At 55.2% G+C, this 20990-nt stretch carries 24 protein-coding genes; 5 read left to right on the top strand and 19 right to left on the bottom strand.

Going from position 1 to position 20990, the window contains the following annotated elements:
* Positions 1–108: 108 nt before the first annotated feature.
* Entirely contained in the window at positions 109–573 is a 465-nt protein-coding gene (locus N438_RS13045) for an OB-fold putative lipoprotein (protein WP_012967186.1), read from the bottom strand.
* 311 nt (positions 574–884) lie between these two features.
* Between N438_RS13045 and N438_RS13040 the strand changes: the two genes are divergently transcribed.
* Positions 885–1295: a Spy/CpxP family protein refolding chaperone gene (locus N438_RS13040; RefSeq protein ID WP_008806593.1), complete on the top strand. Its 411-nt coding sequence runs from the start codon at positions 885–887 to the stop codon at positions 1293–1295.
* A gap of 73 nt (positions 1296–1368) precedes the next feature.
* Here N438_RS13040 and N438_RS28030 read toward each other — a convergent pair whose 3' ends face one another.
* Positions 1369–1536 carry a hypothetical protein gene (locus tag N438_RS28030; RefSeq protein WP_008806592.1) on the bottom strand — a complete coding sequence of 56 codons (168 nt, stop codon included), beginning with the start codon at positions 1534–1536 and terminating at the stop codon, positions 1369–1371.
* Between the two features lie 24 nt (positions 1537–1560).
* Entirely contained in the window at positions 1561–2262 is a 702-nt protein-coding gene (locus tag N438_RS13035) for a pirin family protein (protein WP_008806591.1), read from the bottom strand.
* A 104-nt stretch (positions 2263–2366) separates the two neighbouring features.
* On the opposite strand from N438_RS13035, the gene N438_RS13030 reads away from it, so the two are divergent.
* Entirely contained in the window at positions 2367–3263 is an 897-nt protein-coding gene (locus N438_RS13030) for a LysR family transcriptional regulator (RefSeq protein ID WP_004144865.1), read from the top strand.
* Positions 3264–3304: 41 nt separating this feature from the next.
* Here the strand turns inward: N438_RS13030 and N438_RS13025 are convergent, their stop codons facing one another.
* From N438_RS13025 to N438_RS12970, 11 genes are all read right to left on the bottom strand, one after another.
* On the bottom strand, positions 3305–3673 hold the full coding sequence (locus N438_RS13025) for a DUF805 domain-containing protein (RefSeq protein WP_008806590.1): 369 nt from the start codon (positions 3671–3673) through the stop codon (positions 3305–3307).
* Between the two features lie 126 nt (positions 3674–3799).
* Positions 3800–4786, bottom strand: a complete 987-nt coding sequence (locus N438_RS13020) for a glutathione S-transferase family protein (RefSeq protein ID WP_116696330.1) — start codon at positions 4784–4786, stop codon at positions 3800–3802.
* Positions 4787–4861: 75 nt separating this feature from the next.
* Entirely contained in the window at positions 4862–5254 is a 393-nt protein-coding gene (locus tag N438_RS13015) for a DoxX family protein (protein ID WP_002917920.1), read from the bottom strand.
* 356 nt (positions 5255–5610) lie between these two features.
* Positions 5611–5907, bottom strand: a complete 297-nt coding sequence (locus tag N438_RS13010; protein ID WP_008806588.1) for a YqjK-like family protein — start codon at positions 5905–5907, stop codon at positions 5611–5613.
* Positions 5904–6302, bottom strand: coding sequence for a phage holin family protein (locus N438_RS13005; RefSeq protein WP_008806587.1), 399 nt, complete (start codon positions 6300–6302; stop codon positions 5904–5906). Before N438_RS13005 ends, N438_RS13010 begins: the two co-directional genes overlap by 4 nt.
* 2 nt (positions 6303–6304) lie before the next feature.
* Entirely contained in the window at positions 6305–6610 is a 306-nt protein-coding gene (locus N438_RS13000; RefSeq protein ID WP_008806586.1) for a YqjD family protein, read from the bottom strand.
* 45 nt (positions 6611–6655) lie between these two features.
* The gene (locus tag N438_RS12995; RefSeq protein WP_008806585.1) at positions 6656–7024 is read right to left on the bottom strand and encodes a DUF1090 domain-containing protein; all 369 of its coding nucleotides are present in this window, start codon (positions 7022–7024) and stop codon (positions 6656–6658) included.
* 149 nt (positions 7025–7173) lie between these two features.
* Positions 7174–7551, bottom strand: a complete 378-nt coding sequence (gene mzrA, locus N438_RS12990; RefSeq protein ID WP_162493301.1) for an EnvZ/OmpR regulon moderator MzrA — start codon at positions 7549–7551, stop codon at positions 7174–7176.
* Between the two features lie 8 nt (positions 7552–7559).
* On the bottom strand, positions 7560–8222 hold the full coding sequence (gene yqjA / locus N438_RS12985) for a DedA family general envelope maintenance protein YqjA (RefSeq protein ID WP_004206121.1): 663 nt from the start codon (positions 8220–8222) through the stop codon (positions 7560–7562).
* Between the two features lie 341 nt (positions 8223–8563).
* Positions 8564–9340 carry a transcriptional regulator ExuR gene (exuR, locus tag N438_RS12975; RefSeq protein WP_012967188.1) on the bottom strand — a complete coding sequence of 259 codons (777 nt, stop codon included), beginning with the start codon at positions 9338–9340 and terminating at the stop codon, positions 8564–8566.
* A 127-nt stretch (positions 9341–9467) separates the two neighbouring features.
* Positions 9468–10769, bottom strand: a complete 1302-nt coding sequence (locus N438_RS12970; RefSeq protein WP_008806582.1) for an MFS transporter — start codon at positions 10767–10769, stop codon at positions 9468–9470.
* Positions 10770–11251: 482 nt separating this feature from the next.
* Between N438_RS12970 and uxaC the strand changes: the two genes are divergently transcribed.
* The 3 genes from uxaC to N438_RS12955 all read left to right on the top strand — a co-directional run bounded on the left by uxaC (position 11252) and on the right by N438_RS12955 (position 14854).
* Positions 11252–12664 (top strand): glucuronate isomerase, encoded by a 1413-nt coding sequence (gene uxaC / locus N438_RS12965; protein WP_008806581.1) that lies wholly within the window; start codon positions 11252–11254, stop codon positions 12662–12664.
* Between the two features lie 18 nt (positions 12665–12682).
* Entirely contained in the window at positions 12683–14170 is a 1488-nt protein-coding gene (locus N438_RS12960; protein ID WP_008806580.1) for an altronate dehydratase family protein, read from the top strand.
* Positions 14171–14299: 129 nt separating this feature from the next.
* Positions 14300–14854, top strand: a complete 555-nt coding sequence (locus tag N438_RS12955) for a YgjV family protein (protein WP_008806579.1) — start codon at positions 14300–14302, stop codon at positions 14852–14854.
* Positions 14855–14869: 15 nt separating this feature from the next.
* Here the strand turns inward: N438_RS12955 and sstT are convergent, their stop codons facing one another.
* From sstT to N438_RS12930, 5 genes are all read right to left on the bottom strand, one after another.
* Positions 14870–16117, bottom strand: a complete 1248-nt coding sequence (gene sstT / locus N438_RS12950) for a serine/threonine transporter SstT (RefSeq protein WP_008806578.1) — start codon at positions 16115–16117, stop codon at positions 14870–14872.
* A 231-nt stretch (positions 16118–16348) separates the two neighbouring features.
* The gene (locus tag N438_RS12945; protein WP_008806577.1) at positions 16349–17320 is read right to left on the bottom strand and encodes a TerC family protein; all 972 of its coding nucleotides are present in this window, start codon (positions 17318–17320) and stop codon (positions 16349–16351) included.
* 271 nt (positions 17321–17591) lie between these two features.
* The gene (locus N438_RS12940) at positions 17592–18581 is read right to left on the bottom strand and encodes a Gfo/Idh/MocA family oxidoreductase (RefSeq protein WP_116696329.1); all 990 of its coding nucleotides are present in this window, start codon (positions 18579–18581) and stop codon (positions 17592–17594) included.
* Between the two features lie 73 nt (positions 18582–18654).
* Complete coding sequence (locus N438_RS12935; RefSeq protein ID WP_008806575.1) at positions 18655–19155, bottom strand: M48 family metallopeptidase; 501 nt, start codon at positions 19153–19155, stop codon at positions 18655–18657.
* 78 nt (positions 19156–19233) lie between these two features.
* Positions 19234–20877, bottom strand: a complete 1644-nt coding sequence (locus N438_RS12930; RefSeq protein ID WP_012967192.1) for a glycoside hydrolase family 43 protein — start codon at positions 20875–20877, stop codon at positions 19234–19236.
* Positions 20878–20990 lie beyond the last annotated feature (113 nt).

Here is a 20990-nt window from a genome sequence, read left to right as displayed (position 1 = left end):
GCTAAAACCCTGCTCCGGCGGGGTTTTGACTATTCGGATAGCGGGAACAGGATGAATGACTGTCCACGACGCTATACCAAAAGAACGCGGCTTATTGGTCAGTTACCGTTATTTAACCACCTTAGGATTCTGTAGCGTCGGGATCGTGGAATCTTGTACCTGATGAACCTGACCGACGATCGTGGCGATGCTGCCGTTGCTTAACGCCTCAACGTCTGCGCTGTTATGTGAGCCAAAATTGAAGGTCAGACGTTTATCCGTTTTATTCTGTTCATCTCGCATGGTCACGGTAAAATAGTAGCTGCCGGCGATACCGCTCATTCGGCGAATGTCGACAATCACGCCGCGCACCTTGACCCATTTGCCCAGATAATCGCTGCTGGCCTTCGCCGGGTTGAGGGTAAACGGCTGCAGGAACTGGGCGACTGAATACGTCTGCATCGAAGCGACGGCGTCATCTCCCGGTTGAAATAATTTGTCTCCCGCGGAATAAAAGGCTTTAGACGCCAGGCCGCAGCCGCTTAACAGCGAGATGACAAAAAACAGCGGTAATACGCGAGTGCGTAATAACATAACTATCTCCTTATATATTTTAAAAATGATATCCCTGCTTTTATGTATGACATCTTTCTCGCTAATTAAATAAAGTAACCGTGGCTACTGTCAATTAATTTCCGTGATAAGCGCTAAAGTCATTTTATATAAACGTGGTATTTTTCATATGAATTCATTTGGTGAGAACATTTGAATTTCTTATGTATTGAATGGTTTGTGATCAGGTGCACGCTGTGAATAATCTTTAGGTATTATTTTTTACATTTATTCACTACCAACTGTAAAATAATAAACCGCTATTTCAGACACTTTCACTTCAGGATAAAACAATGAAATTAATGACCCGTATTGCGTTTGCAGCCCTTCTGACTACCGGTTTCTCTCTGTCTGCGCAAGCCGCGGACGTGCAGGCGGCGCCAGCGCCGGCGCAGGACCCTATTGTCCAGCACTTAAAACTCACCAGCGATCAGGTTGCGAAAATTAAAAGCCTGCATCAGCAACTGGAAAATAATGTTCAACAGATTTCGCAGCAAGACATTAAAGATGGCGCCTTGATTAACGTGATTGATTCCGGAAAATGGGATGAAAAGGCAGTCAAGGATCAGCTGGCTGCCTTCAGTAAGATCGATCAGCAGGTGCGTTATTACCGCGTGAAGTATTATTTCGATGTGAATCAGGTCCTGACGCCGGAGCAGCGTACCCAGGTGAAAAAAGATCTTGCCGACGCGCTGAGCGAATAATGTCATCGGCCCCTTTCGGGGCCGATATTATCTTCAGGCTATAAACGAAAATCGAATCATTGATATTGCCTTTTCAGGCGAGACTTTCTTCATCCCGCAGACGAATCTCCGCTTCGACAACAATGGCTTCCAGTTCGCTCAGCATCTCATCATAACCAAAGCTGACGACGCCGGCGGTTTCCGGCTGCGTCGGGGCTGATGGCGTCGGGGACGCCTTTTTTCTGTTTTTCTTTTTACTCACTGACAGACTCCATCCCTTCCGTTGTTACACCGGTAAATCTATCAGCAAAGCGCGCAGCGGCGTATCGGCGACGAGGGTAATGTTAGCTTCGTCACGAATAAATGCGCCGTCACCACAGGTGAGAGCCTGTTTTTGTTGTTCCTGCGCGACGGCATGGACGGTGCCGTGAATCGACTGTAGATAAGCCCGTGGACCATGTAGCTGCACGCTAATCTGCTCTCCTTTCTCCAGTGCGATATGGTAGACCCAGGCCTGCTGGCGAAGCTGGAGACTGCCGTTCTCTCCCTCCGGCGAGGCCAGCAGCTGCAGCGGTGCGCTCACCACTTCGGTTTTCTGCTGTAGCGGGTTTTCCCGCTGCGGGCAAGCGTCGAGCCACAGCTGCATTCGCGTTAACGACTGCTCTTTGCTCAGATTATGCTCGCTATAGCTCACGCCAGGCTGGGTGGCGATAAGCAGCGCTTCACCGGCTTTGGCCTGCACGTGGTTGCCGTCGCTGTCGCGATACTCCGCTTCGCCTTCCAGAATCAGGTTCAGGATATCGACTTTTGGGTACGTCCTGGCCTGGAAGGAAGCGCCGGGCGCCAGCACTTCCTGGTTGAGGACGCGCAAGGACGCGAAGCCCAGTAATTTCGGGTCGAAGTAGTGGCCAAAGGAGAAGGTGTAGCGGGCCTGCAGCCAGCCGAAGTCTGCTTGTCCGCATTGTTTGGCTGTTCGGGTAGTAATCATGTTCTTGACCTCTCTTTACACTAAATCAATGGTAAAGGTATGGACGCTGTATTGTTAGCCAGATATTCTGCCCGGTATGTTCAAATTTCCTGAATGAGAAAGCGATGGCCAAAGAGAGAGCATTAACGCTGGAAGCGTTGCGTGTGATGGATGCGATCGACCGCCGTGGGAGCTTTGCTGCCGCGGCTGATGAGCTGGGACGCGTGCCTTCCGCCCTGAGCTATACCATGCAAAAACTGGAAGAGGAGCTGGACGTGGTGCTGTTTGACCGCTCAGGTCATCGCACGAAGTTCACCAACGTGGGACGGATGCTGCTTGAGCGTGGGCGCGTGCTGCTCGAAGCGGCGGATAAACTCACCACCGATGCGGAAGCGTTGTCGCGCGGTTGGGAAACCCACCTGACGATCGTCACCGAAGCGCTGGTGCCCACCCCGGATCTGTTTCCGCTAATTGAAAAACTGGCGACCAAATCTAATACGCAGTTGTCGATTATCACCGAAGTGCTGGCCGGCGCCTGGGAGCGGCTGGAGCAGGGGCGGGCGGATATTGTTGTCGCGCCGGATATGCATTTTCGTTCCTCCTCGGAGATTAACTCGCGCAAACTCTATTCGGTGCTCAGTGTGTACGTCGCGGCGCCGGATCACCCGATCCACCAGGAGCCGGAACCGCTCTCGGAAGTGACCCGCGTGAAATACCGCGGCGTCGCAGTAGCGGATACAGCGCGCGAGCGGCCCGTCCTCACCGTCCAGTTGTTGGATAAACAGCCGCGCTTAACGGTGAGTACCATTGAAGATAAGCGCCAGGCACTGCTGGCCGGGCTAGGCGTGGCGACCATGCCCTATCCGCTGGTGGAGAAGGATATTGCCGAAGGGCGTCTGCGGGTCGTCAGCCCGGAATACACCAATGAAATTGACATAATCATGGCCTGGCGGCGGGACAGTATGGGCGAGGCGAAGTCCTGGTGTCTGCGCGAAATCCCTAAGCTGTTTGCGGGACGCTAGTCGAGAAGACGCTCCTCCCGCTAGCGGGAGGAGCGGGAAGATTAATAGGAGAAGGGTTTCGGATCGGGTCCGAAGCGATTGTTGCCTTCGGTGCCGCGCTGGCAGTTAAAGATCAGGATCACCAGCCAGCCGATGACCGGGATCAACAGCAGCAGCAGCCACCAGGCTGAGCGGTCGGTGTCATGCAGACGCCGAAACTGCACCGCCCACCACGGTAAAAAGACCAGTACGCCATAGATGGTCGTCAGAATGCCTTCGCCGCCCGCCCGCTGCCAGCCCAGCATTTTATCGATGATGCTCAATACGCCGGTCAGGATGAGGTTGACCAGAATAAACATCCAGTACTCTTTGCGCCGCGCACGGCCGCCAAATCCTATATAGTTTTTTAATGCCTTGAGATACCAGTCCATTTCTACGCCTCAATTAACCGTCAATCACTTGTTTTTTAAGCGATCGCAATAAGAATAGACGTGAATGAATGGTGGGTAAATATCTGTTTTCTGAATTATTGGGCGCCATCACTGGCGCCCGAAAGATCAACGGAAGCGCTGATCGCGGCCGTGGGGTTCGTTGAGATCCTGTTGCGGTCCAATGGAGATAATGCCGGTTGGATTAATGGTTTTATGGCTGCGGTAATAGTGGTGGCGGATATGCGGAATACTCACCGTCTCCGCGATGCCGGGCATCTGGTAGATATCGCGCAGAAAACCGTACAGGTTGAGGTAATCGCTAATGCGCCGTTTGTCGCATTTAAAATGCGTCACATATACCGGGTCGAACCGTACCAGCGTGGTCCACAGGCGAATATCGGCTTCCGTCAGCTGATTTCCCGTCAGGTAACGATGCTGACCGAGGATCTGCTCCAGCCGCTCCAGTGAAGTAAAGACCGCCTCGACCGCTTCGTCGTAAGCCTGCTGGCTGGTGGCAAAGCCGGCCTTATACACGCCGTTGTTGACGTTGTCGTAGATCCAGCCGTTCAGTTCATCGATTTTTTCCCGCAGCGCCGGCGGATAGTAATCCCCGGCTCTGGCGCCCAGACCATCGAAGGCGGTATTAAACATGCGGATGATTTCTGCCGACTCATTGCTGACGATGGTCTGCTGCTTTTTGTCCCACAATAGCGGGACCGTGACGCGACCGGTATAGTGCGGGTCAGCCTGCAGATAGAGCTGATAGAGGAACTGATGATGATAGAGCTGGTCGCCGGTAGCACCAGGGAAATCATCGGCGAAGGTCCAGCCGTTTTCCAGCATCAGCGGATTGACCACGGAGACGGATATAAAGGGTTCCAGTCCTTTCAGCTTGCGCAGAATTAACGTGCGGTGCGCCCACGGGCAGGCTAAAGAAACATACAGATGATAACGGTCTTTTTCCGCGGCAAAGCCACCTTCGCCCGCAGGCCCCGGCGCGCCATCGGCCGTGAGCCAGTTACGGAAGGCCGAAACGGAACGCTTGAATCGTCCTCCGGTGGATTTGGTGTCATACCAGGTATCTTGCCAGACGCCGTCGACTAATTGTCCCATTACTTCCTCCCGCAGATAGCAAAAGCGAGGAGATATCCCCTCGCTTTTTTTAGATTTTTACTCAGTATAGTGCGCTTACCACTTTTTATTCAGTACGCGGTCGATGCTGAATGCGCCCGGTCCGGTAATGGCCAGCAGCAGATAACCGCCAGCAATGGTCAGGTTTTTCATGAACATCAGCGAGTTCACGCCTTCCGCAAAGTTGCTGTGGAACAGGAACGCGGTCAGCAGCGTAAAGCCTGCGGTGAACAACGCGGTGGTACGGGTCAGGAAACCGAACAGAATCGCCAGACCGCCGCCGAATTCAAGGAGAATGGTCAGCGGCAGCAGTGCTCCCGGCACGCCCATGGCTTCCATATACTGCTGGGTTCCGGCGTAACCAGTGATTTTGCCCCATCCAGCAGTGATAAACAGAATCGGCATCAGAATACGCGCTACCAGTACACCAACATCTTCTAATTTTTTCATTTCTTACTCCAGAAAACCCAAAGGGCGGCAGTTTTGTTTTTTAGCGCAATCCCGCGTGGTTACACGGTGTTGCTGTCGATGGAGAGGATAGTAACGAGGCGGAGAGGGAATTGTTAGCAAGGAAAACTGTAGATCTTCTTCAAAGTTTCTGAGCAATAAGTGCGGTGAGGAGAAATTTTCTGGCGACGAGGGGAACTACCCGTCCCGATATCGGGTGGCTGAGCGGAATGAATTGAGATCTGAGGGGGGCTAACCGCGGGTTGCGGCGAAGGCCCCGTCTGCCGCGAACGGCGTATTGTATCGGACGGGGAAATGGCAGAGCGGGGCGCCGGGATAAGCGCCCGCGCTCCGGGCTGCTAGTGTGTTGACGACTGGCGCAGGATCCCGCGGACCATCCGCCAGGTACTCCACAGTCCGAGACCGCGTTTGGTCCAGCGCATCAAAAAGTGCGGGTGTCGTATGGACCAGACGGCCATCAAACCGCTGCCAACCATCAGCCACGAACGTAAACTCAGCAGCGTATGCCAGCCGCGATCGAGGGGCGCTGTCGCCTCCAGCCAGTGGCGACGACAGGCGCTAAGCTCCAGTCGTTGCTGCTGGATCTGGCGCAGCAGCAGCGCCTTTTGCCGTTCACGCTCCTGTCGGCCATTCACGGTTTATCGTCCTCCAGAAGGGCACGGTCGTTCTCCAGCTCTTTACGCGTCAGGCGCAGCAGCGTGGAGCGGCGCGCCTTACGTAGGGTAAGGATACCCACGATCGCGGCGGCGAGGAGCAGAACGACGGTGGTGGCGATCATGACGTGCAGGCGGTACTGGGCGTCAACGGCCCAGATAACCAGCACCAGCAGACTCATGAGGCCAAACGCGGCAAACAGCAGCGTCAGTCCGGTCATGATCAGCAGCTGGAAGAGGTTGGCTTTCTCCTCCTCCAGCTCCACGACGACCAGGCGCAGCCGTGTTTCCACCATTTCGGCCAGCAGCGTGACGATACGCTGGCCAATGGAGAACACGCGCTGGCCTGGCCCCTGCGTGTGTTGAGTATTCGCCATAATCAGCGACGCGACAGCAGGACACCCAGCACCAGCCCGACGGCGGCACCAATCCCGACTCCTGTCCACGGATTTTCGCGAACATAATCATCCGCCCGCGCGGCGGTCTCGCGCGTTTGACGCAAAATCGCATCGCTGGTTTCACCCAGGCGGGCACGACTCTCTTTTAGCGCGCTCTCTGCTTTACTACGCAGTTTACCAATCTCTTCTTTCGACTTGTCCGCTGAGGAATTCAGAACTTCCTCCAGGGTATCCGCCAGCGTTTTCAGTTCTGCACGAAGGTCGTCAGTCACATTCTCTTTAGCCATGTCGTTCTCCTGTAGCGTGGTCCGTGTTGCGAAAGTTAACTGTTATTAGTAGTCCCGAGACTCCAGCGTTTTTAACTCCTGTTGCGCTTCATTGAGTTTATGCTGGCGTTTGTTGATTTTGTCCGCATCGCCTTTCTTCCGGGCTTCCTGCAGATCGCGCTGACGTTCAGCGATCTCTTCCCGCTGTTTGGCAATTTTTTGCTGATGATCGGCTTTGAGTTTACTGTCGCTGCAGTTTTCCCGTACCTGACGTAGCGCGGTATTTAGCCCATCAATGCGACTTTGATTATGATGCTTTTCGGCATAGCTGATCTCTCGTTGAATATCCTGCTCTTTTTCCTGGCAGGGAGAGGCTGCTATGGCGCTGGCGCTAAGTGAAGTCAGGGCCAGAAGCAGAGCGATGCGGTGTTTCATGGATAGTACCTTCCATTGTCTGAGGGTATACCCGGAGGATATACCCGTTCCCGATGGTGAACGGGAATGCGTTGATTCCCGCAGGTTTAAGCATAGTAACAAATGCAGGAAACCACCAGACTGCGTAAAAAACGCAGTAAGGCGGTAGTTTACCCGAGCCGGTGAGGCGCGTCGCGCAGACGGGATAACCAGGCGGTGGCCGAGTTATCGTCCTCCAGCAGGGCAATAATATAACCATGTGGCAGAGCGCGACCGAGAACCTCTTTCGCCGCCGCGCCCTGGGCGGTGGAGTCGAACTTAATCAGCAGGCCATCTTTTTGCGGCGTAATGCTCTTAAAGCGGATACCGTTGGCGTCGAGATGATGCCAGACGGAGAAGCCGTCCGGCATGCTGACGCCCTGGCCAACCGGACGGATCGCCAGCGTGGCCTCCTGCTGCTGCACTGCCAGCCAGAGCCAGAACAGCGCGCAGAGCACAAGAGAGCCACCCAGCAGCCAGCTCAGCTGGCGCAGGGAGGGGCGTTTAATGACCATCATTAGCCCCGGCTTCTGTATTTTTTCTTCCACAGCACCACCAGCGAGCCGATCAGTCCGAAGACCAGCAGCGCGACCGGAAGGAGCATCAGGCAGGACATCAGCTGATCTTCATACTTGAGGAATACCGGGGTTTTGCCCAGCAGATAGCCCAGCGAGGTCAGGATGAGCACCCACAGCAGGCCGCTCATCCAGTTAAAGAACTGAAAGCGAGCGTTATTGAGGCCTGAAAGGCCGGCAATCGTCGGCAACAGCGTACGCACGAAGGCGATAAAGCGGCCGATCAGCAGCGCGGAGAGCCCATGCTTATGAAACAGGTGATGCGCGCGTTGATGATAGTGAGAGGGCAGATGCGACAGCCAGTTTTGCACGATCCGCGTATTGCCCAGCCAGCGCCCCTGAATGTAGCTCAGCCAGCAGCCGAGGCTGGCGGCGGCGGTAAGCAGCAGCAAGGTTTCCGGAAAGCCCATCGCCCCTTTGGCGATCAGCACGCCCACGAGCACAAGCAGACTATCCCCCGGTAAAAACGCGGCAGGCAGTAACCCGTTCTCAAGGAACAAAATCATAAACAAGACAAAATACAGCATGCCAATCATGGAGGGATTCGCGAGCGTTTCGTAATCCTGAGCCCACAAGGCATTCAATAACTGGGTTAAAAGTTCCATTCACGATTCCTGGTACATCGGTTAACGGCACGTCTGAGCGCGTGGCATGTTGGGCGACAAGATTTTTATGAGATTTTGGTCGCTGCTTAGGCGCTCTGAACGCTTCCCTGTATAAGACTGAAGTAAGTAAACACTTACCCCCAGAACGGCAAAATGCATCTAATTGTAACAAATCAGCTGACTTTACGTCAGAGAAATTGCAAGGTGTTGCTCGTTGATTTTGCTGATTGCGGCGGTGGGAGGCGAGAGGATTTACACAGGCTGACACTATATATGTTTTACTTACTCCAGCCGGCCTGGGGGGCAGGCGCGCAGGGGCCGCGCGCCGTCAGGATAAGCGCTTATTTCGCGCTGTTGGCCGCCGTATCGAGATGAACTACCGGATTATCGGCAAATAAGTAGCGATCGGCATTAAATTCAAAGTCATCGCTGGTTTCGTTAAACAGCATTTGCTTGGTATTTTCCAGATGCTGCCACATCGCCAGCTTGGCGGCGTTGGGATCTTTACGCAGCAGGGCTTTCAGGATCTGATCGTGATCGTCGCACCAGTTATCGACCGTGCGCAGGTCGATATGCTCATGCAGCTTTTTCCAGTACGGGTTATGCACGCGCTGGGTCCACATTTTTTCCACGATCGCCGCCAGCGCACTGTTCTGCGTGGCCAGCGCCACCTGGACGTGGAACTGGAGATCCCACTCGGAGTCGCGGAAACACTTCTCGTTGCGCGCTTTCTCCTGAATCTCCATCAGCTTCATGATGTCCTGTTTGGTCACCTGAGTCGCCGCGAATTCAGCAATATTGCTTTCAATTAGCTGCCGCGCCTGCAGGAGTTCAAAAGGGCCATAGTTGGCGAATTCAAGGCTTTCATCGGCCACCTGCTGGTACTTGGGATGGTTGGAGATGACATGAATACCCGACCCTTTGCGGACTTCGACATACCCTTCCACTTCCAGCATGATAATGGCTTCACGAACCACGGTGCGGCTGACGTTTTTTTCATCGGCGATAAAGCGCTCGGCGGGCAGCTTATCCCCTACAAGGTAGACACCTTGTTCGATGCGCGTCTTCAGCTCAGCGGCAAGCTGCTGATACAGACGGCGTGGTTCAATGATTTCCATATTCGCTCCCGCAAGATGGCGACAATATTCGATTTGTTATACCACTTTTACACGCTTTCCACCACTGGCAGGCATGAAAAAGCCGCCTGAGAAGGCGGCTCGATAAGCGGTCATATCAGCACATGATCTAACTCTGCGTGGCGGGTTTGCGGCTGCTAAGCGGCGTCGAGTCATCGTCAGCCGGTTTGTTTTTCAGCACCGTCCAGATAACCAACGCGCCCAGCAGGTCAAAGACGGCCAGTACCGCAAACAGCGGGCTGAAGCCGATGGTGTCTGCCAGCGCGCCGACAACCAGGGCGAACATGGTGCTCGCCAGCCAGGCGGCCATCCCGGTCAGACCGTTGGCGGTAGCGACTTCGTTACGGCCAAAGACGTCGGAAGAGAGGGTGATCAGCGCCCCGGACAGCGCCTGGTGAGCGAACCCGCCGATGCACAGCAGGGCAATCGCCACGTACGGGCTGGTGAACAGGCCGATCATCCCCGGGCCAATCATCAGCAGGGCGCCCATGGTGACCACCATTTTACGCGACACGATCAGGTTGACGCCAAACCAGCGCTGGAACAGCGGCGGCAGGTAACCGCCCACGATGCAGCCGAGGTCGGCGAACAGCATCGGCATCCAGGCGAACATCGCGATCTCTTTCAGGTTAAAGCCGTAAACCTTAAACATGAACAGCGGGATCCAGGCGTTAAAGGTCCCCCAGGCCGGCTCGGCGAGGAAGCGCGGCAGGGCGATACCCCAGAACTGACGGTTGCGCAGGATCTGCCACGGCGACATTTTCTTCGCGTTATTGGTCTGATGCTGAGACTCCTGACCGCCAATGATGTAGTCGCGTTCTTCGTCAGATAATTTTTTCTGGTCGCGCGGGTGTTTGTAGAAGATAAGCCAGGCGATGGCCCAGGCGAAGCTCAATACCCCGGAGATGATGAACGCCATCTGCCAGCTGTGCATGACAATCGCCCACACCACCAACGGCGGCGCGATCATGGCGCCAATAGAGGAACCGACGTTGAAGTAGCCCACCGCGATAGAGCGCTCTTTTGCCGGGAACCATTCAGAACTGGCTTTCAGCCCGGCAGGGATCATCGCGGCTTCCGCTGCGCCGACTGCGCCGCGAGCCAGCGCCAGGCCGCCCCAGCTGCCTGCCAGCGCGGTTGAGCCGCAGAATATCGCCCAGGCGATAGCAAAGAAGGCATAGCCGATTTTGGTCCCGAGAATATCGAGGACGTAACCCGCGACAGGCTGCATGACGGTGTAGGCAGCGGAATAGGCTGCAATGATATAGGAGTACTGTTGAGTCGAGATGTGTAACTCTTCCATCAGCGTCGGCGCGGCCGCCGCCACGGTGTTACGGGTCAGGTAGCCCAGCACGGTGCCTAGCGTCACCAGCGCAATCATGTACCAACGTAACCCTTTAATTTTACGCATGTAAACCTCATCGTCTGTTATCTTTCCGCATCAGGTGCGGCCTTTCCTGACGGCAATACGCGGTCGGGAAAGCGAAACGGAGGGTTCAGGAGGGGGGATCCCCCTCTGGCCCGAACCTTACCATCAGTTGTTATGTTGAAAGTCGGTGTCCATTCCGTATAAGCCGATGCCATAAACACCGGTAATGCATTCCGTCGGTTTATATGTTGCGACGGCAGAAAGATAACTTGTCATACAACTTTAAAAGTTGAGTGCTGTCACAAAAGTGGGAAAGTTAGTGTGGTCTTTAGCCCTTACCGGCAAAGCCAGAGATGGCGCGCCCTGCCGGGGTATTTTCCAATGAGACGGTCGTTTTTTTATCGACGTTTATTGATCTAACTCACGAAAAACAGCTCGGTCTGTAGAAATTGGTGTGATAACTTTGTCAGCATTGTAGTCAATCATCTGAAAGGCTCCCGCTACGGAGCGAAGAGGACACGCGAATGACACCGTTTATGACTGAAGATTTTCTACTCGATACCGAATTTGCTCGCCGTCTGTACCACGATTACGCCAAAGATCAGCCGATTTTCGACTACCATTGCCACCTTCCGCCGCAGCAGGTTGCCGAAAACTATCGCTTCAAAAATCTGTATGACATCTGGCTGAAAGGCGATCACTACAAATGGCGCGCAATGCGCACTAACGGCGTACCGGAGCGTCTGTGTACCGGTGATGCGTCCGATCGCGAGAAATTTGACGCCTGGGCGGCAACGGTGCCGCACACTATTGGCAACCCGTTATACCACTGGACCCATTTAGAGCTGCGTCGCCCTTTTGGTATTACAGGTAAGCTGTTGTCTCCATCCACCGCCGATGAGATCTGGGACCAGTGCAATGATTTACTGGCTCAGGACGCCTTCTCCGCCCGCGGGATCATGAAGCAGATGAATGTGAAGATGGTCGGTACCACCGACGATCCGATTGATTCTCTCGAGCACCATGCGGTTGTCGCCAAAGATACCTCCTTTGATATCAAAGTGCTGCCGAGCTGGCGCCCGGATAAAGCATTCAACATTGAACAGGCGACCTTTAATGACTACATGGCGAAGCTGGGTGAGGTGTCCGATACCGATATTCGCCGTTTTGCGGACCTGCAAAGCGCTCTGACCAAACGTCTGGACCACTTTGCCGCACACGGCTGCAAGGTCTCCGACCACGCGCTGGACGTGGTGCTGTTTGCGGAAGCGACCGACGCCGAGCTGGACGCCATTCTGGCGCGCCGTCTGGCTGGCGAGACCCTCAGCGCACACGAAGTGGCGCAGTTCAAAACCGCGGTGCTGGTGTTCCTCGGCGCAGAATATGCCCGTCGCGGTTGGGTACAGCAGTACCATATCGGTGCGCTGCGCAATAACAACCTGCGTCAGTTCAAACTGTTAGGCCCGGACGTGGGCTTCGACTCGATCAACGATCGCCCGATGGCTGAAGAGCTGTCTAAGCTGCTGAGCAAGCAGAACGAAGAGAACCTGCTACCGAAAACCATTCTCTACTGCCTGAACCCGCGTGATAACGAAGTGCTGGGCACCATGATCGGTAACTTCCAGGGTGAAGGCATGCCAGGCAAGATGCAGTTCGGCTCCGGCTGGTGGTTCAACGATCAGAAAGACGGCATGGAGCGGCAGATGACCCAGCTGGCGCAGCTCGGCCTGCTGAGCCGCTTCGTCGGGATGCTGACCGACAGCCGCAGCTTCCTCTCCTACACGCGCCACGAATACTTCCGCCGCATTCTGTGCCAGATGATCGGCCGCTGGGTGGCTGCCGGCGAAGCGCCTGCGGATATCGCGCTGCTGGGCGAGATGGTGAAAAACATTTGCTTTAACAATGCGCGTGACTATTTCGCCATTGAACTGAACTAAGGCCAGAGGTCGGTTGATATGCAATACATTAAAATCCATTCGCAGGATAACGTCGCGGTCGCGCTGGCGGATATCGCTGCCGGTAGTGTGGTGACGATTGATAAGGATTCGGTCACCCTCGGCCAGGATATCGTTCGCGGCCACAAGTTTGCACTGCGCGCTATCGCGAAAGGGGAAAACGTCGTTAAGTACGGGTTGCCGATTGGCCATGCGCTGGCGGATATCGCGCCGGGCGAGCATGTTCATGCGCACAATACGCGCACCAATCTCAGCGACCTTGACGCGTATCGCTATCAACCGGACCGGGTTGCCCAACCGCCACAGCCTGCGGATCGCGAAGTGCAGATTTATCGTCGCGCCAACGGTGACGTCGGCGTGCGCAATGAGCTGTGGATCCTGCCGACCGTCGGCTGCGTCAACGCGATGGCCAGACAAATGCAGAACCGTTTCCTGAAAGAGACGTATGGCGCTGAGGATATCGATGGGGTGCATCTCTTCAGCCACACCTATGGCTGCTCGCAGCTTGGGGACGACCACATCAACACTCGCACCATGCTGCAAAATATGGTTCGTCACCCGAACGCCGGGGCGGTACTGGTGGTTGGCCTTGGCTGTGAAAACAACCAGGTGGATGCCTTTCGCGAAACGCTGGGCGAGTTTGACCCGCAGCGTGTGCACTTTATGGTTTGCCAGCACCAGGACGATGAAGTGGAAGCGGGGGTTGCGCATCTGCATCAGCTGTATGAAGTGATGCGTCAGGATAAACGCCAGCCGGGTAAATTGAGCGAGCTGAAGTTTGGTCTCGAGTGCGGGGGATCGGACGGCCTGTCGGGCATTACCGCTAACCCGATGCTGGGCCGCTTCTCAGACTATGTGATCGCCAACGGCGGCACCACCGTGCTGACCGAAGTGCCGGAGATGTTCGGTGCTGAACAGCTGCTGATGAGTCACTGCCGTGACGAAGCGACCTTCGACAAGCTGGTGACCATGGTCAATGACTTTAAGCAGTACTTTATCGCCCACGACCAGCCTATTTACGAAAACCCTTCCCCGGGTAACAAAGCCGGGGGGATCACCACCCTGGAAGATAAGTCGCTGGGCTGTACTCAGAAAGCGGGTTCCAGCCAGGTGGTGGATGTCCTGCGCTACGGCGAGCGCCTGAAGGTTCATGGTCTGAATTTGCTGAGCGCGCCGGGCAACGACGCGGTCGCCACCAGCGCGCTGGCCGGCGCCGGCTGTCATATGGTGTTGTTTAGCACCGGACGCGGCACGCCGTACGGCGGCTTTGTGCCGACGGTGAAGATCGCCACCAACAGCGAACTGGCGGCGAAGAAAAAGCACTGGATCGACTTCGATGCCGGGCAGCTGATCCATGGCAAAGCGATGCCGCAGCTGCTGGAGGAGTTTGTGGATGCCATTGTGGCTTTCGCTAACGGTAAACCGACCTGTAATGAACAGAATGACTTCCGCGAACTGGCCATCTTTAAAAGCGGTGTTACCCTGTAAAGGGGTATTCACATTGGCGCCCAGGGGCGTAGAACGTGTATCGGCCTGATAGCGTAACGCCATCGGGCTCGTAACAGCGGCGTTTCAGCCAGTGAAGCGCCGTTTGTTTTTTTCAGTCAGGGAGCTTTCATGACCGCGTATTGGCTGGCCCAGGGGGTCGGCGTCATCGCCTTTCTTATCGGCATTACCACCTTTATCAACCGCGATGAACGCCGTTTCAGGCTACAGCTGGCGGTCTATAGCGCTATTATCGGCGTCCATTTTTTCCTGATGGGCGCCGGGTCGGCCGGAATGAGCGCCGGGCTCAATGCGCTACGTACGGTCATTTCCTTACGCACCCGTAGCCTGTGGGTGATGACCGTCTTTATCCTCCTGACGCTGATCCTCGGCCTGGGCAAACTGCAGCATGCCATGGAGCTGCTGCCGATCATTGGCACCGTCGCCAGCACCTGGGCGCTTTTTCGTTGCAAAGGGCTGACCGTCCGCTGCGTGATGTGGTGCTCCACCGCCTGCTGGGTCACGCATAATCTGTGGTTGGGTTCGATTGGTGGGACGCTGATTGAAGGCAGTTTTCTGATCGTCAACGGGCTCAATATCATTCGCTTCCGCCGGATGCAAAAGCGCGGTATCGATCCGTTTAAGGTTGAAAACGCAGTCCAGGAAGAGAGCCCCTCCGCCCGATAGCGGAGGGGAAAGGCATTAGCTGCGCAGGGCGTTTTTCGCCAGCTGGTCATCTTCTGCTATGCAGGCCGCGGCGGTAAACAGGGCGTCGGTTGAGGAGTTGAGCGCCGTTTCGCAGGAATCCTGCAGCACGCCGATAATAAAGCCGACGGCAACCACCTGCATCGCCACATCGTTCGGGATCCCAAACATATTACAGGCCAGCGGGATCAGCAGCAGCGAACCGCCCGCCACGCCGGAGGCGCCGCAGGCGCACAGCGAAGCGACCACGCTCAGCAGCAGCGCCGTCGGCAGATCCACCGGAATATTCAGCGTATGCACCGCCGCCAGCGTCAGCACGGTGATCGTGATCGCCGCGCCCGCCATATTGATGGTCGCCCCCAGTGGAATGGAGACCGAATAGGTATCGCGATCCAGATTCAGCTTTTCACACAGCGCCATATTCACCGGAATATTGGCGGCGGAGCTGCGGGTGAAGAACGCGTAGACGCCGCTTTCGCGCAGGCAGGTCAGCACCAGCGGATAGGGGTTACGGCGGATTTTCCAGAACACCAGCAGCGGGTTAATCACCAGCGCTACCAGCAGCATACAGCCGACCAGCACCAGCAGTAGCTGGGCGTAGCCCCACAGGGTCTCGAAACCGGTGGTCGCCAGGGTGGAAGAGACCAGACCGAAGATCCCCAGCGGTGCAAAACGGATCACCACTTTGACGATGAAGGTCACCGCATGGGAGACATCGTTGATCAGGTTTTTGGTGGTGTCGTTACCGTGACGCAGGGCGAAGCCCAGCCCCACCGCCCACACCAGAATGCCGATATAGTTGGCGTTCAGCAGGGCGTCGATCGGGTTAGATACCATGCTCATCAGCAGGCCGCGCAGCACTTCGACAATCCCCGACGGCGGCGTGATGCTGTCGGCGGCGGTGGTTAAATGCAGAGTCGACGGAAAGACAAAACTAAACAACACCGCGGTCAGCGCCGCGCTGAAGGTGCCCAGCAGATAGAGAAACAGAATGGGGCGAATACTGGTTTTTTGTCCGTGCTGATGGTTAGCGATGGAGGCCATCACCAGCATCAATACCAGCACCGGCGCCACCGCCTTTAACGCGCCGACGAACAGGGTCCCCAGCAGACCGACGGCAATGGCCGTTGGCTTAGAGACCAGCGCCAGCAGCACGCCAAGCACCAGACCGATTAAAATTTGTTTCACCAGGCTGCCTTGCGCCAGGCGTGAGATCCACCCCGATGGGGGAGTGCGTGTGGTCATAATTCATTCCTTCCAGTGATGTAGCAAGCCATCCCAGCCACGTATTATTTGTTACGTTTATGTCAGGATGTAAGTAGATGTTTGCATAGTCGAGTATACGGAAAGAATGGCGGGCGGGAAGCGTAAAATGCTGTGATTTTAATCTGGATCTTGTTTTTTAACTATGTAGTAACATAACTGTGACATGAGCAGAGATTGCCGTCGGCGATGGCCGACGGCGCGTTGTGCAGATTACTCAGGCAGTTTGCGCTGCTTGTCGTGTTGCTTGTTGACCCAGGCGTTAATCAGCAGCGTGACGGCCAGGATGCCTCCTACTACGCCCAGCGAGATGGCGACCGGGATATGGTAGAAGTCGACGATCAGCATCTTCACGCCAATAAACACCAGGATCACCGACAGACCGTATTTGAGCATCGAGAAGCGCTCGGCGACCCCCGCCAGCAGGAAGTACATGGCGCGCAGGCCGAGGATCGCGAACAGGTTTGAGGTCAGGACGATAAACGGATCGGTGGTGACCGCGAAGATCGCCGGGATACTGTCGACGGCGAAAATCACATCGCTCAGTTCCACCAGGATCAGCACCAGCAGCAGCGGCGTGGCGAACAGCACCCCGTTTTTACGGGTGAAGAAGCGCTCGCTCTCGATTTTATCCGTCATTCGCAGATGGCTGCGGATCCAGCGCACCAGTGGTTTATCGCCGATGCCGGAGTCATCTTCTTTCGCCAGCGCCATCTTCACGCCGGTAAAAAGCAGGAAGGCGCCGAAGACGTACAGCAGCCAGTCAAACTGGGAAATCAGCCAGCTGCCGGCGAAGATCATGATGGTACGCAGAACAATCGCGCCCAGCACGCCATACACCAGTACCCGGCGCTGCAGAGCAGGCGGTACGGCGAAATAGCTGAACAGCATCAACCAGACGAAGACGTTATCGACCGCCAGCGCTTTCTCAATCAGATAACCGGTGAGGAAGGCTAAGGCCTGCGGGTCAGCGACGGCCCGGCCCTGGGTTTGTACCAGATACCACCAGAAGGCGGCGTTGAACAGCAGAGAAAGCGTGACCCAGAGGATTGACCAGCCCGCGGCCTGCTTCATGGTCATGCTATGCGAACCGCGTCGTCCCTGAAGCAGCAGATCGATTGCCAACATGATCGCGACGACGACAGCGAATCCACCCCATAGCAACGGCGTGCCGACAGTATTCATTTGATATTCCTTACATAAAAACAAAACGGCTGACGTCGGAAGACGGCAGCCGCTGCGCTTTTATGCATAGACCTCGCCTTCCGGCAAGGTCTCACTTACAACAACCAAAGTACATCGCGATGGGCTTTGGTTATTGCCCGGCGACCGGATGCGGTATTGCACGCATCGTAATGACGATCAACCGGCAAGGAAGTTACTCCCCTTTGCACGTAACAAAATATGTCACAGGGCGGTTTTCGTCAATGGCGGCCGGTCCGGCCTTTACACTCTTTTACGCCAGCGGCTGCGTATCGGCCGGGAAGATCACTCCGGTCTGGCGACGAATTTCGCTCGACAGTTTTGCCGTAATACGGCTCACGGTCAGACCCGGGTGATTGACGTCCTGTGTCTCCACCAGGCGCGCAAAGGTCTCCGCCTCATACAGCATAGTATTAATGTGCTGGGGCTGCGTCAGGTCCTGGGCTTTGCCGCCGCGCGGCACAAACGCCAGCTTCTGGCATTCGGAGATTTTTTTGATCACTAATGTGCCGTCTTCGCCCTGGATTTCACTGGGGATCGCGGAATCGCTAACTTTGGAGTGATGCAGCGTCACGTCGAAGTCGCCATAGCTCAGCACCACGGTGCCCTGGGCGTCTACGCCGCTGTCCAGCAGGCTGGCGGTGGCAAGAACGGCCCGCGGTTCGCCCCATAACGCCACAGCGGACGCCAGGCAATAGAAGCCGATATCCATAATCGAACCGTTAGAGAACGCCGGGTTAAAGGTGTTGGGGTTTTCGCCGTCAAGGTAGCGCTGATAGCGCGAGGAGTACTGACAATAGTTGATGAAGGCTTTGCGCAGTTTGCCCGCTTTAGGAAGCGTCTCTTTGAGTAGCAGAAAGTTAGGCAGGCTGGCGGTTTTAAAGGCTTCAAACAGCACAACGTTATTTTCTTTCGCCAGCGCTATCGCCGCCTCGACTTCCTGCAGGTTCGATGCCAGCGGCTTTTCGCAAATGACGTGCTTTTTGTGGCTCAGGAACAGCCGGGTCTGCGGGAAGTGCAGCGAGTTCGGGCTGGCAATATAGACCGCGTCAACGTCAGGGCTCTGTGCCAGCTCATCGAGCGAGGTAAACAGATGCTCGACCGGATAGTCATTGGCGAAGGCTTGCGCCTGTTCGAGGCTGCGGGAGTAGATGGCGGTAAGTTTATATTTGCCGGTTTCATGGGCGGCATCGACAAACTGCTTGGTGATCCAGTTTGTGCCAACAACTGCGAAACGTATCATAAACGTTGACGAACTCCATTAAAGGGAACCTGTCGTCACTCTATCATGCCATCATGACAAAACCAGTGCGTCACTACGCAGAACGATTTAACGAAAGGTGCGTCAGCCACAGGCGGGTATCGAACTCCAGTTGATGGTACTGTGGCTCCATATGGCAGCACAGTTGATAAAAGGCTTTGTTGTGATCTTTCTCTTTCAAATGCGCCAGTTCATGGACCACGATCATCCGCAGAAAGGCCTCCGGCGCGTCGCGAAACACCGTCGCCACGCGAATTTCCGCTTTGGCTTTCAGCTTACCGCCCTGAACGCGGGAAATCGCGGTATGCAGGCCGAGCGCATTGTTCAGCACGTGGATTTTACTGTCGTACATCACTTTGTTGATCGGCGCCGCTCCGCGCAGAAAGCGGGCCTTCAGATCCTGGGTGTACTGATACAGCGCTTTATCGCTGTTAACGTCATGCCCCTGCGGATAACGCTTTTGCAGCACCTCGCCGAGGCGGTCTTGCTCGATTAAGGTCGTCACCTGCGACAGCAGCGATTCAGGATAGCCATGGAGATAAGGTAATGTGCTCATGTAGCCCGTTTGCGTAATTAAGCGACAACAGCCGGGGATTCTAGCACCCTGTGCGGACAGGATGCCAGAAAGGCATCGTTACTCGATTATCGCGTCTTCATCCGCCCGGTAGCAGAAGAAATCAAACAGCGCCTCTTTGCGATGCAGCATACTATCCACGCAGGCCATGCCGACAAACGCCCCGGTAAACTCGCCGTAGCGGCTGTATTCATCGGAGAAATGCGATGTGTCGTAGACCGCTCCGATGGGGTGATAGTGCTCACCGTCGACAGACCATGAACACTGTACCTCTCGGCCATTAATAGCAATCGCGAGATAGATTTCTCCCTCGGCAAGGCGAATTTTCTGTGGATCGTCGTGACGCTCACCGTTATCCATGTAGATAATAGCCAGTTGCGCCGCGCCAGAGGTTTCATCCCAGGTTTTATGTAAAAACAGATAGTTCATGTTGTCGTAATAGAGCACCAGTCCAGCGCTGTGCTGATAAATCTCCGGGTTAAAATCCATCTTCGTACTGATGTTGGCGTATACCGAGGTCAGCTTTTTCGCCAGCAGACTGACTTTATTGAGCGAGCTCAGCGACTCCTGACCGCGTAGAGCAAGATAGCCTGCTTTACGCGTCAGGCAGGTAAAACGCTGGAAATGGATCCTCGGCGCATAAAACGCGTTATCCACCCTTGGCTCATCAAAATCATCAAGGTCCGCTTTTGGTGGAAACGGGTGCGGCGGCAGACGGGATCCTTCTACCTGATGCTGTGCGAGATGACCCCCAGCGGCCAGGCGCAGCCAGCCATCCTCGCTCCATTCCATCCTTTGGATCGCCGTTTCGCGACCCAGCGGGCAGCGTAGCTCCTGGCGAAACGGACGACTGCAAAGGTGGGTTAGCCAGACTTCACCCGTTGGGGTCTCGACATAGCTACCGTGCCCGGCCTTTTGCAGGTAGGTTTCCGGATTGAAATAGTGGGGCTTGAGATGGCCTGTATCTTTGCGTTCGTTAAAATTCTCTGGCCAGGATGTGACGATTGGATTGAGCGGATCGCCTTGATAGGGGCCAGCGACCTCGGTGGCGCGGGCCATGGTGACAGAATGCCCGTAACCGGTGCCGCCTTCGGCGACCATCAGGTAGTAATAGTCGCCGCGTCTCGTCAGATGCGGCGCTTCAATGCAGCCGCGGTCGGTACCGCCGTGCCAGATGCGCTGCGGGTAGCCGATGACGCTGTGCGTCTGCGGCGAATATTCCACCAGGCAGATCGCTCCCGGTTTTTCATAGCCTTCGCGAGTTTCCCACTCCAGTGAGACGATCCATTTTCTGCCATCGTGGTCGTGCAAAATTGAGGCATCGAATCCAGCAGAATGGAGATAAACGGGGGCGCTCCACGGGCCAGTGATCTCCTCGGCGGTAATAAGATAATTATCAACGTCAAAATAACGGGAGTTCATTGAATTCATAACGCCATAAATGACATAAAACAGCTTTTCTTCTTCGCACCAGGTCAGGCTTGGGGCCCAAATACCTTTGGCAGAAGGCAGTTTTTTTAAGTCTGGGTTATTATCATCGGTAAGCACATGGGTGAGCAATTGCCAATGTTTAAGATCCCTTGAATGATAAACCGGTAGTCCGGGAAACCATTCAAATGATGATACCGCCACATAATAATCATCGCCGCGGCGGCATATACAGGGGTCAGGATTAAAACCTCTAAAGACAGGATTCTGAATCATCGTATTTATCCTTAATGCTCAAAATATAGCAATAATTTTAAGTGGAGGATGACTCAGGAGATATATAGACTGTTTCCATTTATATAATAAACGTCCACTTATCTGGTGATGCT

Origin of the sequence: Klebsiella sp. GL120222-02, from assembly GCF_003097195.1 — a bacterium.
Classification (GTDB): domain Bacteria; phylum Pseudomonadota; class Gammaproteobacteria; order Enterobacterales; family Enterobacteriaceae; genus Klebsiella; species Klebsiella variicola.
The sequence above is the reverse complement of the archived record's forward strand: the minus strand, read 5'-3'. Positions and strand labels throughout refer to the sequence as shown.